Here is a 15,472-nt window from a genome sequence, read left to right on the forward strand (position 1 = left end):
TTATTTCTACATACATGTATCTTATAGAAACAAAAAGAAGGAATCTAACAAAAAGTACATATATTTCATAAAAATGAACGGAAATCGAATATATTCCGACAATTATCCGTTTATTATTTCATTTTACTTTTAAATATATTAGAATACTTATGAATGATACGTTTAATACACTAATTTAATCATTTTGTATATTCATAAAAAAGATGTTTCAAAATTATTTTGAAACACCTTACTAACTTTTTACTATTTCAAACTACCTTTCACTTTCTCAATAACATCTTCTATACGTTCCACTATACAATCCGGCTCCCAATCTCCCTCACCGTGCATAGCTGTATAAACCGGACAATTCTTATCATTACTATCTATAAAGATTGGATCCCCAAGATATGAATCTAGTCCAATTACAATCCATCCTTCTTTCCAATCTCCTTCTTCATTCCCAATTAAACTTTGACCTTCATCATCAACGCTATAACCAAGTTGTCCTTCTTCTATCTCTTCACTATTAAATAGTTCTATTGTCATTGGTTCAAATTCATACTCTAACTCAACTTCATTATCCTCTGCACGATCTACATATTCTAAAAGTTGTTTAATTTTATTGTGATTCATCATAATAGTTTCTCCATTCTCTCTTAAAAAACCTAGCTTTAGTCATACTATAATATATAAAATAAAGTTCATAAAACTACTATTTCAGGTGATTAAATATGAAGTGTATAGTTTGAACAGAAGGGGTTTTTTCACAAAACTTCACTACGTTCCATTATGATAAAAAGTAAATATTGTTCTCATTAGAGGAGGGTGTCATGGAGAAAAATTTCATTACACATTTGCACGCTGCTTTAAAACCACTTGGATTTAAGAAAAAAAGACACACATTTCGCAAAGCTGAAAACGGATTTTATAAGCTCATTAACATACAAAAAAGCCAGTTTGAAGATAGTTTTTATATAAACATCGGGGTTCATCCAATTGGTCTCCCGCAACTTATTACGGGTCAATTACAACTAAAAGAAAGCATTTCAATATTCGATTGCATTCTACAAACGAGAATAGAGCCTATACATATGAACCAGAACCAGTTATTGCATAATGTTTCACATGAAACTATCAACATTCCGAATTACCTTTCTACTATTTTCGACTGGTTTCAAGTGTGGGCGTCTTATGAAAATTTAGCAAAAACAAATATACACGCTATTACTCCGGTGCTAGCTGTCGTTCCAATATTACAAGAAAAAGCATTCTTGCTTCTTACTTGTTTCTCTTTCTACAAATTAAAACAGTACGAACAAGCTAACCGCTACTTACAGCAATATTTGCATTGTGCTGTACATCTTAATACCGAGGAAAAAGAGCAAGTATTCTTTCGTGAAGTTGATATGTATATGAAAAAACTAGTAGAAGGTACAATGTGAAATTACATTGTACCTTCTACTAGTGCTTTATATTCCTCTTGTAACTTTTTAAATTGCTCTTCATACTTTTGTATCTTTACCGTATCCATTTTCGAATTAAGGAGTGGTCTTCTTCTCCCAATCACCATTATATTTTTTCCTTCTATTGCATCGTTCATATATACGCATGGTTTGAAAAATTCACATTCCGTATATGGCAATGCTACAGATAATTTTGCATACTCTTCCACCTTAAATTGATTAGATAAACTTAACTCCCGTAAATTTTTTAATTGTATTAAAGGTTCTAACGAATCATCTTTAACCTTTAAGTTCATAAGAATAAGTTTTTTTAAATGCTGTAATGCAGCGAGTGGTTGTAAAGTTTGTACTTTCATCGCTGTATTTATCCCACCACCCATGTAAAAGGTATTGAGTTGTGGACACTTATTTAAAGCACTTAAATCGTCTAGCTTAGAAAAATCATCAATTAGTAAGGATTTGAGTTTTTTATTATACTCGATATCCCATAACGTCTTCGCTTTTGTATTCCAGCACATATACAACTGTTGTAAATCTGATAACTTCTGAAGGCCACTTAAATCCTCTACCCTCATTTCGTAAACATATAATATATCGGGACGAGCATACAAAAGAATATGTTCAAACTGTTTTTGATTTACTGCGAAAATCCATAATTTCTTAACGTGTAAAGATGCTAATCGTTCTATATTTTTTGTTTTCCCCTCAATCGCTAGTTCTTCTAAATTAGCAGTAACATTTTCCAAGTCCTTTATAATCCTCGGCTGCTCACCAATCGGAAACATTTTATCCTCTCCTACAACTCCCAAGTAACATTCAGCTCTTCAAACGACTCCTTACTCACTTCTAATCCTTCACTATCATCCGTTCCGATCATCGCCACCTCTTCTTTAGACAACATAATTTCCTCATTTGGATTTTTGATTTTTCTCTCATACACGAGTTTTAAAAGCTCTATTTGTTCTTCTGTCAGCTCATACTCTTCTTCTAATCTTTCTATTGCTGATTGCAGATCAAGTAGCGGGATTTCTAATAAGAATCCGCCATGCTCTTCCATCTCTTCAAATGAATCAATTGAATATGCACCGCTCTCCTCAATCCAAAATGCTGTTGTAATGAAAGGAACTGTTTCGCCTTCTACTTCTTCTAATACGTATTGAAGTGCTTCTTCTTTCGCAATGTCTATCACTTCCGAAGGTGCCCCTTCAAAATAATTTGCTGCATCAATCCACTCATCAATTCTTTCACTATTCACATCTTGAAGACATACGATCGTATAATCCGGATGAAACGTAATTGTCCCTCTTCCTCCTTGACTATCTTGCATACTATAGTTAAATTCATCCCATGAACTTTCATGTGAGAAATCAGGAGCATGTGCTACAAAAATTGCATTTGCAATCGACTTTAAGATGCAACCTTTCCATAGTTGTTCTTTATTTATATGTAATTTATATTTACTCATCATCTTCCCCCATACACATATTTTTTCTATTATCTTTCCTCTACATAATACTTGTAAAGCCTTTTCTACCTACTACAAAATACGAAAGACGCCCTTTTCAAAAGGCGTCTTTTTACAGTTGAAAATTTACTAATATAAAAAATGCATTATTTAATAAATGAATCCCCCATGGGACGAGTAAGTTATTTGTTTTCTTATACGTATAAGCTAAACATATACCACCACCAAAAATATATAAAACACTCCCTACTGTAAGGGGATGACCTAAAGTAAAGATAACAGCACTTATAACGGCACTACTAAGTGTAGAAAAGCGCTGAGATAATTTCGTGAAAAACATCCCCCGAAATAAAAGTTCTTCCCAAATCGGTGCAAAAGTGGTGAGTACAACTACGTATAAAATGATTTCACTTTTAGTAGGCTTTATTACTATATTAGATTCATTCACACGAAGCCCATGTGGTAAAACTAAATTTAATACTGCAAGATATATAAGTAGTACAATCATCGTCATTACTATCGTTACATAATGTTTTAAATTATTAAACTGCATTGATTTTACTAACTGCACACAGCAATTTCTTGCTGGTGCATATATTAAAATAATAGTAAGAAATGTTAAAGGTGGAATAAGATGATCTACATACCATGGATATAAGGAAGAGTCATATATAATGTTCAAAAAACCAATTCCATACATTACCCCAAAAATAATTATTATCATGCTAATTACTTCGCGCATACTTATTGCTACATTCTTTTCTTCATAAGTAGTTAATTCTGTATTCATCCTATCCCCTCCAGTATAATTAAACCTTTTAATCCATTATATACCATTCTCAACACAAAAACCGACGATACAATTTACTGTATCGTCGGTTTTTCCCCTACCATTTCTCTCTACATGTTTCAATTAAATGCAATAAGTACTTCCTCGTCATATCTGCCCTTCTCCACCTTGAGAGCATTCGCTTTTCTTTTGGATTCTGCCGTATTCTCGCTACTTCTTTTAATAAAAGCTCCCATTCTTCCCCTGAACGTTCTAACAAGTATTGCAATCCACTATCTTTTGAAACGATTGTTTTATGATCTAGTGTATATAAAATACGGCCCATCGTAACGACAGCTGATTCTACCCACTCTTCTATGAAAAATAAATACGGCTGCTTCGCTTTTTCACTCCAGTACTGTTCTACGTTGTATTTCATCGTATTGACTACATCGTCCCACCTTATTTGAAACGGAAGATCTTCCGCTTCTTTCCCGGTAACTGTAATACCTTGATTTTTCAATGTCCACCATGTGACCGCATTAATATCCCAATGACCTACATTCGCTTTACCATCTGCATAATACACGTACTCATTCATTTCATCATTGTATTTCCCTAAATCAGCAAGCGGAATATACATACCATCCATTCTCTTACCTAACGTACTACCACTAATTTTCTTATGAAGTTCGACAAGTTGCTGTTTTTCAGCTTCATTCACGGAATCACTTATTACTGTAATAAAATCAACATCGCTCGTTTCTGCATGAAATGCACCGAGTGCGATGGAGCCGTAAATATATACCCCGACTATTTTTTCATCTAAAAAAATTTCTTTTAATTCTACTGTGTACCGCTCCATTAACTGTCGTACTTCTGTTGGTAACGCATGCTTCACTCCATTTTTCACATCTATCCCTCCATAAAAAAAGCCTTCGCAAATTCGCAAAGGCTTCCTGTTTTATAAATATTTCTCGATTTCTTCGTAAACATCCTTCAAACGAGGATTTCCTTCTCCAACAATTTCTCCATTTACAAGAACGACCGGATAAAATAGATCTTCTTCCACTACGCGCTCTGCGAATGCTTTTTTATCTTCATCTTCTTGTTCTTCTTGAAAATCAATATACTCGAAATTAAATTTATTTTTTTGTCCTTCATATTTACGACCAATCGCCGCTTGTAGCCACTCAAATGTTTCTGTTGAAGATGGCATTCCAACGCAGCTCGCACAAATTACTTTCGTCCCATACACTTGCACATTAACCATTTCTTTTCCCCCACTTCTTGTTTCAACAGTATATTCAGATGTCTTAGTACATAAGCACATCATTTTACAAACTTATTCCATACCCCTATACTGAAAAAACACGTTGTAAACATGATAAAAAATTTCGACATTAAAACAAGAACAGAAAAAATAGATTTTCCCCTCTATCTTGATTATAATAAAACTGATGAAAGGAGTCGATAAAAATGGAAAACCCACATATGGAAGAACAAGTACTAGAAGTATTAGATAAATTACGTCCATTCTTACTTCGCGATGGCGGAGACGTTGAATTAGTAGACATTGAAGAAGGTATCGTAAAATTACGCCTTATGGGTGCTTGCGGAAGCTGCCCAAGTTCTACAATCACACTAAAAGCTGGTATCGAACGCGCATTACTTGAAGAAGTACCAGGCGTTATTGAAGTAGAACAAGTATTTTAATCTAAAAGCGGAAGCGGCTCGTTCAGAACAGGAGGTCATTGGAGCTCCTGACGAAGAGGCGCTTTTTGCCTCACAGGAAGACGCGAAATGGCCGACTGTTCTAGCCGCTGGAGCTAGATATTAATCTAAAAGCAGAAGCGGCTCGTTCAGAATCGCTTCCTAGAAAGAGACCCATTTGGGTCTCTTTTTTTATTCAAAAAACACTTCTCCTTTAACATCATAAAACAAAATTGGAAATCCTTCTCAAAAAGTGAGATAATTAATACTATAGAATCGTTCACACATATAAAAGTAAAAAACATAGGGGGACGACACATGCCAAAAATGGGGAACACTTTCTTAACAATTCAAGAACTAGAAAAGAAAAAAGAGTATTTATTAGACCTTTCATCCGTTATACCAACATGGAATGCGAGCTATCAATTTTTATTTAAAGAAATTCAGCAAGAATTATTGAGTAAAGTAAATGAAAAAATCGAAAGACATCAATTCATTTTAAATATATGTGCAGATCAACAGGTAGGGGCATAATGTATTACATACAATTGTGATATATAAAAAAGAGACCTCAATCGGTCTCTTTTTTATATTTTAAGATAGCCAATCTAATTTCCTAATCCCTAACTTATCGACTGGTAAACGAAGTGAGCCATAAAAGTGCTTCATAAATTGCTCAGAGCGGTTCACATCGTGTAAAATGGCTTCTAAGCGATCTCTATATATGCTTTTTTGTTCTTCATTTCCCGTTTGGTAATATCGTTCGACTGTTTCAAAGTAGTGAAGCGGAAACAGGAGCCTTGCAAATAATAGGCGCCAACCAAATGAGGATAGCGAATAATTCCGTTCATAATCTGTAACAAATTGAACGATTGTTTGCTCCCAGTCTTTCTTTTTTTCTATCATCATATAGCGGATTAATTCTGCCATATCTCGAGTTGGGTGATCATACACCCAATCGAAAGGAAGTTTGAGGCGCTTCGTTTGATGCCATAATAAGGGTGTGAATCGTTCTTGGCAAATTGTTGCTGCATCAGTCATTTGCGGCGTATCATCCATCTCTGTATCGACAACATACTGAATTGCATTTTCTGCAACTCCTAAGTAATACGGGAAGGATTCAATAAACAATTGATCGAATACGTCTGTAGGGTGGTTCATCACTTGTGATTGCCAAAACTTTTCTAATTGATCGAGCCTTTTTTCCCATAACGCTTTCCATTCGCCTATGCGGCTTAATTGCTCGATTTCTTCTGGAAAGAATGCACCTCGTTTATGGAATATAGAAAGCTCACTTCCTAATGATGTAGCATGTCGTTCTAACGCACGCATACCTTTTAATAAGCAGTAATTTTGTTCTTCTATCTCACTTACATAGTAGCCGTGTATAGTCGGAACGAAAGTCGCTACAGTTATATCCCCTTGCTGGTTCATATAATCACTGAGCTTTTTCATCTCTACAAGTACTTCTTCCTCCATTTCTCCAATTGGAACAAGTACATAAATTTTGTTGCGAATCCAAAAGCTTTTATAGGGGCCAAGGGGGATTAATTCTTTAACATGCATATGATAATGCTCATAAATATGATGAATCATCGCAGTCGCCACCTATGGTTTTTCTTTATATATATGAGCTTGTGCTCGCCTTTCATTCCTATGCACATGATAAAGCAACGAAACGTATACAAATACTAAAAAGAAAAAAAGGTGATAAACATGAAAGAATCAAATCAACTACAAGAAAGAGCATTACAACTATTACAAGAACGTGGTGTAACAATTGACGATATTGCTGAGCTTGTTCATTTTCTTCAAAAAAAATATCATCCAAATTTAGAGATGTCAGAATGCCGTTATAACGTTGAGCGTGTATTATCAAAACGTGAAGTACAAAACGCACTGATTACTGGTATCGAACTCGATGTCCTTGCTGAAAAAGGAATGTTAAGTGAGCCGTTACAAGATATCGTAAAACGTGATGAAGGCTTATACGGAATTGATGAAGTGATCGCACTTTCTATCGTTAATGTGTACGGCTCTATCGGTTTCACGAACTTTGGATATATCGATAAATTAAAACCTGGTATTTTAGAATTCTTAAATGATAAATCATCTGGAAAGGTGCATACATTCCTTGATGATATCGTTGGCGGGATCGCTGCCGCTGCTTCAAGCCGTTTAGCACACAGAGCTGAGCATTCGGAATAATAAAACATGAAAGACCGTCAGTTTCATACTGACGGTCTTTCATATTTCATGAGCATAAATTCTCTTCCGCGACTCAAAAAAATAGGACCTTGCTGAAAACCTATGTTTTTATATAGCGTAATCGCTCTTGTATTAAATGTCGCTACACTAAGTCGGAACGTTTTTGGCTTATATTCTTTCGCAGCAAATGCTATCCCCGCTTGAAAAAACATTTTTCCCAGCCCTTTCCCTGTTAACGCTGGCTTCATGCCAAGTCCGATATCAATTACATCTTCTCCATCATATAAATGAGCATCTCTTCCCCCTGGCACTTGTGCATTTTCCCCAAAACAAAAATAGCCGATAAACTCCCCCTTATCGTCACAACAACCGTAATACGTCCCATCTAATAATTCTTCTATCGCTTCTTCCTCTCCTGAAAAACTATACAAATCATAAGGTTCTTCATACGCCCACGTATTTATCTCATTTGCTTCTTCTACCGTTAACTTATGTATATTCATCCTTCTCTCCCCTAATCGAATATTCTATATATACTCATTCATTTTTCGTGCCTCATTTCCCTCTAATAGGAATATGCACAATTGCATACGCACACCTATAAATCAAATGGTACAATTTATTTGAATCGCTGTTGCTACACTTCTTGATCAAAGAAAAGGCGTTAAAACGGATATTAGCGCCTTATCAAACTCAAGCAATTGGCACATTTTGTCATCATGAAAGACACTCAAAAGAGTGTCTTTTTTTTATATCTTACAAGGACTTACTCATTTAAAAGTATAAATACATAAAATAACGTAACTCTTTACACACATGAATCTTTTTCTAAAAGTTGTGAAGTAGACTCAAAATAAAAAAAGCACTCTTGGCTAGAGTGCTTTTTACTTTCAAACAAGGAGGTTACATAATATGGATAGTACTCTCGTATTTAACTTCGGCATTGGTATTGTTATTATTTTATTTGTTTTCTTTGTTCTTTGTATGAGTGGGGTATAGCAATCTTTTATGCTGATAACTCCTTTAAAGTATCACTTAATTTAAACTTTCTTAATTGTAATGACGCAATCAATGCTGCCCCCGCTCCAAGCATCACGCTAGCTAGAGCCAGTATGACAACTTGATTATACGGAATAATAATAACCGTTAACTCTAAGCTTGATAACACGATATAGCTAAACATAATCCCACCAAAAATTCCGATACAACCAGCTATCGCTCCAAGTAAAGTTCCCTCTAATAAAACGATCCTTCTCATTTGCTTCGGAATAGCTCCTACCGCACGAATCATACTAATTTCAGCACGTCTTTCATGCAAACTTGCGACAATTGCATTCATTAATCCTATGCCAGAAATAATGAAAACAATTACAACTAACAAGCGAATTAACATCATCATTTGCGATAATAACTGCTCTTGTTCTTTCAATAAATCATAACTGTTTATAACTTCTACATTCTCTTTATTCTTTGTAATTTCTTTTACTTGCTTCTTAATCCCTTCAAATGATTGATTAGAATTAATCATAATTTGAATTGCTTCATATCCTTGTACGTGAAACTTATCGCGAGCCCATTGTTCATTCACAAAAATATCCAAACTCCTTAACCTTAATCCTTGCTCAATAATCGAAACGACTTTAATTCTTTGTTTTTCTTTCCCTTTTCCTTGTACGTCAACCGTATCATGCAACTGAAGCCCTAAGTTTTTAGCCACTTCTTTCGTAATGACTCCCTCACCATCTTGTAATGGCTTATTTAAAGGTTGTCCTGCAATCACTTTCGCCTTTGTTACTTTCTGGTACGCTACAATATCGTTACCTACAACTTCCATTGAATCATAGTTCAAATTGTTTTTTTTCATAAATTCATACCACTCTTGATTCGCTTTTTTAAAGTCATAATTCACAAGCTTTGCTGTAAAGTCAGTAGCATTCCCAACACTCGATTCCACACCATCAATTTTTCTAACCTTCTCCATCCAACTAAACGGTAATGTTTCTATTCCTTGCGACTCTACTGGAATTCTTACTACTAAGTCCGCTGGTAAATGTTTTTGTAACCCTTTTTTCATACCTTCATACATAGAATTTACATACATCGTTCCAACAAGTGCTAACATAAAACCAAATGCTAGTATAGCAACCGACACAGCTGCCTTATTCCGATAACGAATTACATTCCGGCTACTAATCGTCGTTTCAATTCGTAATATCATTTGGAACGGTTTTGCAATCACTGGTGCTATTACGCGAATAAATAACGGAATCGCCAATAACAAACCAACTGCAAATAACAGCGCTCCTATCGCACTTGGATTAAAACCGATATACTGCTCTAATACGTTACCTGCTAGTCCAATAACAGTACCAATGAGTAAAATGCTAAGGCTAAAAGCACTCCATCTCTTTTCTTTTTTCTCATTACTAGGAAGACCTGGGCGAAGTGCTTGAACTGGTGGAATCTTTCTAACCATGAAAGCTGGTATAATAGCTCCTATGACAGACATAACAATCCCTAGTAAAAACGTAATGAGTAGAACCTCACCTGAGATTGAGAATGATGCTTTCCCTGCCCCCTCAATATTCACCCATTTGTTAATAAAAGATGCGGCGATTGTTTGCGTACCTGCCCCCAGAATAACTCCTGCTAGCGATCCAATTGCTCCGATGCATAAAGCCTCTAATAAAACGACTAATATAATTTGATTTGGGTTACTACCGAGCGCACGTAATAATGCCCACTGCTTAAATCGACTTCTAACAGATAAGAAGAAACTTCCCATTATTAAAAGAGCTACAACAAATAAGGCAATACCACCTAAACTAAAAATTAACGGTTTCATTACATTTAGTCTTTCAAATGCCTTATCAACATAAGTACGTTGATCTACCTTTATATTTTCTATCTTCTTATTTACATCAAGAGCAATTGCTCTTTTCACATTTACATCAGCTGTTTTCACTTGAACGAGATTGAATTGATTTGATAGATTTAATTCTTTTTGAAGCCAATGGATTGGAAAATAAGCACTATGCCCCATCGCTGCCATTAACGGCGGATTTAAAATGCCGACGACTTTCACATTCTTTTCTCCATGCTGCGGGAATGGCAATTTGATCGTATCTCCTACCCTTATATTTTCACGATCTGTATACCCTTTTGTCAGTGCTACTTCAGCCCCTTCTTTCGGATATCGACCTTCTACTATTTTATAAGAATGCATTTCTGGAGAATCTTGCTCAACACCCCAATAAGACGGTTTTCCAGATAACTCTTTATAATTTGGAAAAGGATATGGTATAAGTACTTTTGATATTTTTTCAGCATTTTCTAAGCCATCTATTCCTTTTAAACTTTCATTATTTAAATACATATCATTTTTTATATAACCAAATTGCAAATTATAATCTCCATACCGACTTACTACTTGTTCCTTTACGCTTTTCTCTACTGATTGATTGCCTAGCAATAACATCGTCGCTAACATAACACCTAAAGCTGCACCGAGAGCAATCAACATATTTCGCAGCCAATTTTGTTTCATCGATTTTACTGCATACTTAATTACCCATCGCATCACCTTTACCCCCTACTTTAAAGTGGTGATTCATAATCTCTTGAATGTGAGTAACTTGTTGCGGGATATTTCGAAACTTCCACCCTTTACTTTCAGCATGTTCATGAATCACTTCACCATCTAATAAGAAAACAACTTTATCCGCATGAGCGGCTACGAACGGGTCGTGCGTTACAATGACAGCTGTTTGCCCTAACTCATCACACGCATTGCGAAGTGCCGCAATTATGTTTTTACTATTTTCCGAATCTAATGCCCCTGTTGGTTCATCAGCTAATATAATAGCCGGCTCATTTGCAAAAGCTCTTGCGATCGCAACCCTTTGCTGTTGCCCGCCTGATAACTGTGCTGGTAAATGTTTTTCTTTTCCCTTCAATCCAACAAGTTCTAATAAACGAGTTGCTGTCACCGTTGCCTTCTTTTGCGAGACATTATCTAACAGTAACGGTAACCCTACATTCTCTTCTGCACTAAACACTGGAATCAAATTAAACTGCTGAAAAATAAAACCGATTTTATGCCTTCTAAATAAAGCTAGCTCTTTTTCTTTTAATGTTGATATCTCTGTACCGTCAACTCGAATACTACCTACTGACGGAATATCTAATCCACCTAACAACTGAAGTAAGGTCGTTTTACCCGATCCACTAGCCCCCATAATACAGACGAAATCTCCTTTTTGAATTTGAAGATTAATGCCTTTTAATATTTTTACTTTACTATCCCCAATATCAAACGATTTTTCTAACCTTTCAATTTCAATAATATTCATCCCCATATCCCCTTCTCTCTCTATTTATCAATCTATATATTCTATTCAGAATGCAAAATCCCTACTTTTTTGTATTTTTTTGTCACATACTAACATGTATCCCATATTAGCTAATTACATTTTCGCTTTATTTCTCACGTCAAAAAAGTTGACTCTCACAACAGAAGTAACCATAATAGTTACATAAATAAAAAACTATCCACAAATAGGAGGAAGAGCAATGAAACATGTAATCGTTTATGCACACCCAAATACAGAAAGCTTTAACCATGCGATTTTAGAAACGGTAAAAAGTGAATTAGAAGAAAAAGGTCATGAAGTACGCGTTCGCGATCTATACGAGTTAAACTTCAATCCAGTATTAGACGCTTCCGATTTCATCTCATTTTCTCAAGGAAACACACCAGAAGATATTAAAGAAGAGCAAGAGCATATCTCTTGGGCGGATAGCATTACATTCATTTATCCAGTTTGGTGGGCGGGACTTCCTGCTATTTTAAAAGGATACGTTGACCGTGTATTTAGCCACGGCTTCGCTTATGCTTACGGTGAAAATGGTATTGAAAAGTTATTAAGCGGTAAAAAAGGCTTACTATTATCTACAATGGGAAATACGAAAGAAGCATACACAGCAGGCGGTATGTTTGAAGCAATGAAGAAAACAGCAGATGTTGGTATTTTTGAATTTACAGGTATTGAAACAATTGAGCATACATTCTATACGAGTGTTCCTTCTGTGGATAACAGTGTGCGTAAGCAATATCTTGAAGAAGTTAAAGATGTTGTGAATCGTGCATTCTAATAAAAAACTCCGGTTGTTAAAACCGGAGTTTTTTTATTTCATCATTAATTTCGGAATATATCTTTGAAGAATGCTTTCTAATTCATTCATATCTTCCTGTCTAATAAGTAAATTTACATTGTCATTCATTTTTTCTCGCCCGCGATATAAAAATATATTTTCTTTTGGATTTTCCCATGTTGATGTTTTATAGCCTTTTAATTCTTCGTATGAATAAAAGTTTAATCCGTCTACTACACCTTTTTCATATATTTGTACACTTTTAATAAGATGGATAGCTATTAAAGTCATAAAACAACTTGCTACAGCATGAATACCTAGCTGAATGAGAAACTGTTCAACTGTATCAATATCGCCACTTACGTACTGAGCATATATATACATACATTGCCCAATGAAATATGCTGGTCCAAGTAATGCAATCCAACGTCTTTTCACCCGAGGATACATTGCAATGAGTTTTCCTGAGCTTTTTTTCATTTCATTTATTTTATATATCTTCCATAGAACAAAAAACAAAACACATAATGTAAAAACAAACATAATACATGACATCCAGTACACTCTGATTCCCCCTTGTATCATTACATATAAATTTTACATTTTATATAACAACGGCGAATATGCAATTATGCATAAAAAAACAGGTAACCTATTCCGGTTACCTGCATTTCATTACATCTTCTCAATCCACTCCGTCAAGTTATGCACAACTTGCGTTGGTTGTACTTCATATTCTGTTAACTTCTCCACAGTTGTGACTCCAGTGTGGACAAGAAGGGTATGCATGCCAGCATTTACTCCCGCTAAAATGTCTGTATCGTAGTTATCCCCAACCATTAATGCTTCATCTTTTCCTATACCAAGCACTTTTAACGCTTGTTCCATAATGATTGATTCTGGTTTTCCAATAAAGATTGGATCCACGCCTGTTGATACTGTTACAACTGATGTTAATGAACCGTTACCTGGTAATAATCCGCGCTCAGTCGGAATGGCGATATCTCCATTTGTAGAAATAAACGTTGCGCCGTTACGCACAGCAAGACAAGCTTTTGCTAATTTTTCATATGTGATGTCACGATCTAAACCAACAACAACGAAATCAGGATTTTCATCCACAAGTTCAAATCCTTTTTCCACAAGTGCATCATGTAAGCCTTCTTCACCAATCATATATACAGTTGCGTCTTGTTTACGTTCATAAATGAAGTTCGCTGTCGCCATACTCGTTGTGAATACTTGCTCTGCTTCCGCTGGAATATCGAAACGAACAAGTTTTTCTGCCACTTGTTCTGGTTTACGCGTTGAATTATTCGTAACGAATAAATAAGGAATGCCGCGCTCTCCTAATGCTTTTACGAAGTCGCTCGCTTCTTCAATTTGTTCTTCTCCGCGATACATCGTACCGTCTAAGTCAATTAAGTAACCTTTATACATCATTATGTCTCTCCTTCTATGCTAACGTTCTCACCTTATCATACCACTCTTATATTACCCGCTTTTTCCAAAGAAAAAAACGCTTTACCTAAAAGCGCCCCATAACGTTCATTTTTTCTCTTTTACTTGGTAAGAACAACTACAATCGCCCTCACACATGTTTGCTAACGTCTTTACATCTGCTCCTGCAAATAAACGATTATACATCTCTTTTTCATCTTCGCATACTTGCGGGAATCTCTCTGCAATTTCTTTTAACGGACAGTTTTGTTTTTCAATTACGAAAGAGTTCTCCCCATCTCTCTTTATTTGAACCATATAACCATTTTTCTCTTGCATAGCCGCTATCTCTTGCACTTTAAATGCTAAATTCTTTTGATTACTCACTCGTTTTTGCAACTGTTCTTCCATTCGCTTCGTTCTCTCTGTTAAAACGTAACGAAGTATTTTTTCATCACCCATTCGAGCTAAATCTTCTAGCATATCAATCGCAAATTGCTTATACTCCTTCGGGAATGTATCTTCTCCCTTTTCACTTAATCCATATAAATAAGTTGGTCTTCCGACATGTTGTCTTACCATCTTAGAATAAATGAAACCATCTTTCTCAAGATTACTTAAATGTCTTCGGATCGCCATTTCTGTAATCTCTAAAACGTCAGCTAGTTCCGCTACTGTGTGCTCTCCCTTAACTTTCAACAATTGTACAATTTCATCTTTCGTCGTACGTGCTTCCCCCATGCTTAACCCTTCTCCCTTTTCCCTTTACTTTCTCACATACAATATAAGATCCCCAAAAGGCAGTCCCGGGGATCTTATAAGCATAATTATTCTGGTACAAATGCAGATACAGGTCCTAATTCCTTCTCTAAATAACTGCGAATATTTGCTGGGTATTTCTCTACCACTGCAATATGTTTTTGAATCGTCTTATATAATTCATCATGATTCATTTGAATATAATCTTGCGTAAGCATTTTTCGAAGAAGGATAATTTCTTTCATTCCTCGTCCTTCTTCTGCACTTATCACTCGCTCGTCCATCAAAATATCGATAATATCTTCATAACTTCCTGGATCGCGCATAATAAATCCATCAATCATCGCATTCCCTACATCTAATACACAATCAATAATTAGATGAGCTATACGTTCTAATGCGTAAAATTCAAACTCGGTTTCATATATCTTTTTCTCTTGAAATGTACTTGTTGCTCGTTCTAAACATACTAGCATTTGTTCTATTTTCTTTCTGTCTACAAAATACATGAATGTCACC

Annotated in this window: 19 protein-coding genes; 5 read left to right on the top strand and 14 right to left on the bottom strand. The window is 35.4% G+C overall.

The window, feature by feature from the left end; genetic code table 11:
* Positions 1–243: 243 nt before the first annotated feature.
* On the bottom strand, positions 244–618 hold the full coding sequence (locus CER22_RS08175) for a hypothetical protein (RefSeq protein ID WP_088608536.1): 375 nt from the start codon (positions 616–618) through the stop codon (positions 244–246).
* 194 nt (positions 619–812) lie between these two features.
* On the opposite strand from CER22_RS08175, the gene CER22_RS08180 reads away from it, so the two are divergent.
* Complete coding sequence (locus CER22_RS08180; protein WP_088608537.1) at positions 813–1,424, top strand: DUF4304 domain-containing protein; 612 nt, start codon at positions 813–815, stop codon at positions 1,422–1,424.
* A gap of 2 nt (positions 1,425–1,426) precedes the next feature.
* Here CER22_RS08180 and CER22_RS08185 read toward each other — a convergent pair whose 3' ends face one another.
* The 5 genes from CER22_RS08185 to CER22_RS08205 all read right to left on the bottom strand — a co-directional run bounded on the left by CER22_RS08185 (position 1,427) and on the right by CER22_RS08205 (position 4,952).
* Positions 1,427–2,230, bottom strand: a complete 804-nt coding sequence (locus CER22_RS08185) for an internalin (RefSeq protein ID WP_088608538.1) — start codon at positions 2,228–2,230, stop codon at positions 1,427–1,429.
* An 11-nt stretch (positions 2,231–2,241) separates the two neighbouring features.
* Entirely contained in the window at positions 2,242–2,910 is a 669-nt protein-coding gene (locus tag CER22_RS08190) for a hypothetical protein (RefSeq protein WP_088608539.1), read from the bottom strand.
* Positions 2,911–3,022: 112 nt separating this feature from the next.
* Entirely contained in the window at positions 3,023–3,700 is a 678-nt protein-coding gene (locus CER22_RS08195; RefSeq protein WP_088608540.1) for a CPBP family intramembrane glutamic endopeptidase, read from the bottom strand.
* A gap of 97 nt (positions 3,701–3,797) precedes the next feature.
* Positions 3,798–4,592 carry a nucleotidyltransferase domain-containing protein gene (locus CER22_RS08200; protein WP_088608541.1) on the bottom strand — a complete coding sequence of 265 codons (795 nt, stop codon included), beginning with the start codon at positions 4,590–4,592 and terminating at the stop codon, positions 3,798–3,800.
* Positions 4,593–4,643: 51 nt separating this feature from the next.
* Positions 4,644–4,952, bottom strand: coding sequence for a YuzD family protein (locus CER22_RS08205; protein WP_088608542.1), 309 nt, complete (start codon positions 4,950–4,952; stop codon positions 4,644–4,646).
* Between the two features lie 206 nt (positions 4,953–5,158).
* Between CER22_RS08205 and CER22_RS08210 the strand changes: the two genes are divergently transcribed.
* Positions 5,159–5,395: a NifU family protein gene (locus CER22_RS08210; protein WP_000431158.1), complete on the top strand. Its 237-nt coding sequence runs from the start codon at positions 5,159–5,161 to the stop codon at positions 5,393–5,395.
* A gap of 315 nt (positions 5,396–5,710) precedes the next feature.
* Positions 5,711–5,926 carry a hypothetical protein gene (locus CER22_RS08220; protein ID WP_001125489.1) on the top strand — a complete coding sequence of 72 codons (216 nt, stop codon included), beginning with the start codon at positions 5,711–5,713 and terminating at the stop codon, positions 5,924–5,926.
* Positions 5,927–5,986: 60 nt separating this feature from the next.
* Here CER22_RS08220 and yutH read toward each other — a convergent pair whose 3' ends face one another.
* Entirely contained in the window at positions 5,987–6,988 is a 1,002-nt protein-coding gene (gene yutH, locus CER22_RS08225) for a spore coat putative kinase YutH (protein ID WP_000581274.1), read from the bottom strand.
* 120 nt (positions 6,989–7,108) lie between these two features.
* Between yutH and CER22_RS08230 the strand changes: the two genes are divergently transcribed.
* Positions 7,109–7,600 (top strand): phosphatidylglycerophosphatase A family protein, encoded by a 492-nt coding sequence (locus CER22_RS08230; protein WP_000665100.1) that lies wholly within the window; start codon positions 7,109–7,111, stop codon positions 7,598–7,600.
* A 23-nt stretch (positions 7,601–7,623) separates the two neighbouring features.
* Here the strand turns inward: CER22_RS08230 and CER22_RS08235 are convergent, their stop codons facing one another.
* The 3 genes from CER22_RS08235 to CER22_RS08245 all read right to left on the bottom strand — a co-directional run bounded on the left by CER22_RS08235 (position 7,624) and on the right by CER22_RS08245 (position 11,952).
* Positions 7,624–8,103 (bottom strand): GNAT family N-acetyltransferase, encoded by a 480-nt coding sequence (locus tag CER22_RS08235; protein WP_088608543.1) that lies wholly within the window; start codon positions 8,101–8,103, stop codon positions 7,624–7,626.
* 503 nt (positions 8,104–8,606) lie between these two features.
* Positions 8,607–11,180 (bottom strand): FtsX-like permease family protein, encoded by a 2,574-nt coding sequence (locus CER22_RS08240; RefSeq protein ID WP_142293448.1) that lies wholly within the window; start codon positions 11,178–11,180, stop codon positions 8,607–8,609.
* A complete protein-coding gene (locus CER22_RS08245) occupies positions 11,164–11,952 on the bottom strand; it encodes an ABC transporter ATP-binding protein (RefSeq protein WP_088608545.1) in 789 nt (262 codons plus the stop codon). The genes CER22_RS08240 and CER22_RS08245 overlap by 17 nt, the downstream gene beginning before the upstream one ends.
* Positions 11,953–12,172: 220 nt before the next feature.
* Here CER22_RS08245 and CER22_RS08250 point away from each other — a divergent pair, with 220 nt between their 5' ends.
* The gene (locus CER22_RS08250) at positions 12,173–12,754 is read left to right on the top strand and encodes an NAD(P)H-dependent oxidoreductase (RefSeq protein ID WP_088608546.1); all 582 of its coding nucleotides are present in this window, start codon (positions 12,173–12,175) and stop codon (positions 12,752–12,754) included.
* A 33-nt stretch (positions 12,755–12,787) separates the two neighbouring features.
* Here CER22_RS08250 and CER22_RS08255 read toward each other — a convergent pair whose 3' ends face one another.
* The 4 genes from CER22_RS08255 to CER22_RS08270 all read right to left on the bottom strand — a co-directional run bounded on the left by CER22_RS08255 (position 12,788) and on the right by CER22_RS08270 (position 15,462).
* On the bottom strand, positions 12,788–13,318 hold the full coding sequence (locus CER22_RS08255; RefSeq protein ID WP_087986025.1) for an iron ABC transporter substrate-binding protein: 531 nt from the start codon (positions 13,316–13,318) through the stop codon (positions 12,788–12,790).
* Between the two features lie 111 nt (positions 13,319–13,429).
* Positions 13,430–14,194 carry a TIGR01457 family HAD-type hydrolase gene (locus tag CER22_RS08260; RefSeq protein WP_002096233.1) on the bottom strand — a complete coding sequence of 255 codons (765 nt, stop codon included), beginning with the start codon at positions 14,192–14,194 and terminating at the stop codon, positions 13,430–13,432.
* A 108-nt stretch (positions 14,195–14,302) separates the two neighbouring features.
* The gene (locus CER22_RS08265; protein ID WP_060488135.1) at positions 14,303–14,935 is read right to left on the bottom strand and encodes a helix-turn-helix transcriptional regulator; all 633 of its coding nucleotides are present in this window, start codon (positions 14,933–14,935) and stop codon (positions 14,303–14,305) included.
* 86 nt (positions 14,936–15,021) lie between these two features.
* Positions 15,022–15,462 (bottom strand): DUF86 domain-containing protein, encoded by a 441-nt coding sequence (locus CER22_RS08270; protein ID WP_064476290.1) that lies wholly within the window; start codon positions 15,460–15,462, stop codon positions 15,022–15,024.
* Positions 15,463–15,472 lie beyond the last annotated feature (10 nt).

Origin of the sequence: Bacillus sp. K2I17, from assembly GCF_002209985.1 — a bacterium.
In the GTDB taxonomy this organism is placed as follows: Bacteria; Bacillota; Bacilli; order Bacillales; family Bacillaceae_G; genus Bacillus_A; species Bacillus_A wiedmannii.

Coding starts and splice junctions, on each gene's coding strand:
- CER22_RS08205 (WP_088608542.1), bottom strand. CDS start 4,952: ATGGTTAATGTGCAAGTGTATGGGACGAAAGTAATTTGTGCGAGCTGC.
- CER22_RS08265 (WP_060488135.1), bottom strand. CDS start 14,935: ATGGGGGAAGCACGTACGACGAAAGATGAAATTGTACAATTGTTGAAA.
- CER22_RS08190 (WP_088608539.1), bottom strand. CDS start 2,910: ATGAGTAAATATAAATTACATATAAATAAAGAACAACTATGGAAAGGT.
- CER22_RS08270 (WP_064476290.1), bottom strand. CDS start 15,462: ATGTATTTTGTAGACAGAAAGAAAATAGAACAAATGCTAGTATGTTTA.
- CER22_RS08245 (WP_088608545.1), bottom strand. CDS start 11,952: ATGAATATTATTGAAATTGAAAGGTTAGAAAAATCGTTTGATATTGGG.
- CER22_RS08235 (WP_088608543.1), bottom strand. CDS start 8,103: ATGAATATACATAAGTTAACGGTAGAAGAAGCAAATGAGATAAATACG.
- CER22_RS08185 (WP_088608538.1), bottom strand. CDS start 2,230: ATGTTTCCGATTGGTGAGCAGCCGAGGATTATAAAGGACTTGGAAAAT.
- CER22_RS08250 (WP_088608546.1), top strand. CDS start 12,173: ATGAAACATGTAATCGTTTATGCACACCCAAATACAGAAAGCTTTAAC.
- yutH (WP_000581274.1), bottom strand. CDS start 6,988: ATGATTCATCATATTTATGAGCATTATCATATGCATGTTAAAGAATTA.
- CER22_RS08210 (WP_000431158.1), top strand. CDS start 5,159: ATGGAAAACCCACATATGGAAGAACAAGTACTAGAAGTATTAGATAAA.
- CER22_RS08230 (WP_000665100.1), top strand. CDS start 7,109: ATGAAAGAATCAAATCAACTACAAGAAAGAGCATTACAACTATTACAA.
- CER22_RS08195 (WP_088608540.1), bottom strand. CDS start 3,700: ATGAATACAGAATTAACTACTTATGAAGAAAAGAATGTAGCAATAAGT.
- CER22_RS08260 (WP_002096233.1), bottom strand. CDS start 14,194: ATGTATAAAGGTTACTTAATTGACTTAGACGGTACGATGTATCGCGGA.
- CER22_RS08175 (WP_088608536.1), bottom strand. CDS start 618: ATGATGAATCACAATAAAATTAAACAACTTTTAGAATATGTAGATCGT.
- CER22_RS08240 (WP_142293448.1), bottom strand. CDS start 11,180: ATGCGATGGGTAATTAAGTATGCAGTAAAATCGATGAAACAAAATTGG.
- CER22_RS08180 (WP_088608537.1), top strand. CDS start 813: ATGGAGAAAAATTTCATTACACATTTGCACGCTGCTTTAAAACCACTT.
- CER22_RS08220 (WP_001125489.1), top strand. CDS start 5,711: ATGCCAAAAATGGGGAACACTTTCTTAACAATTCAAGAACTAGAAAAG.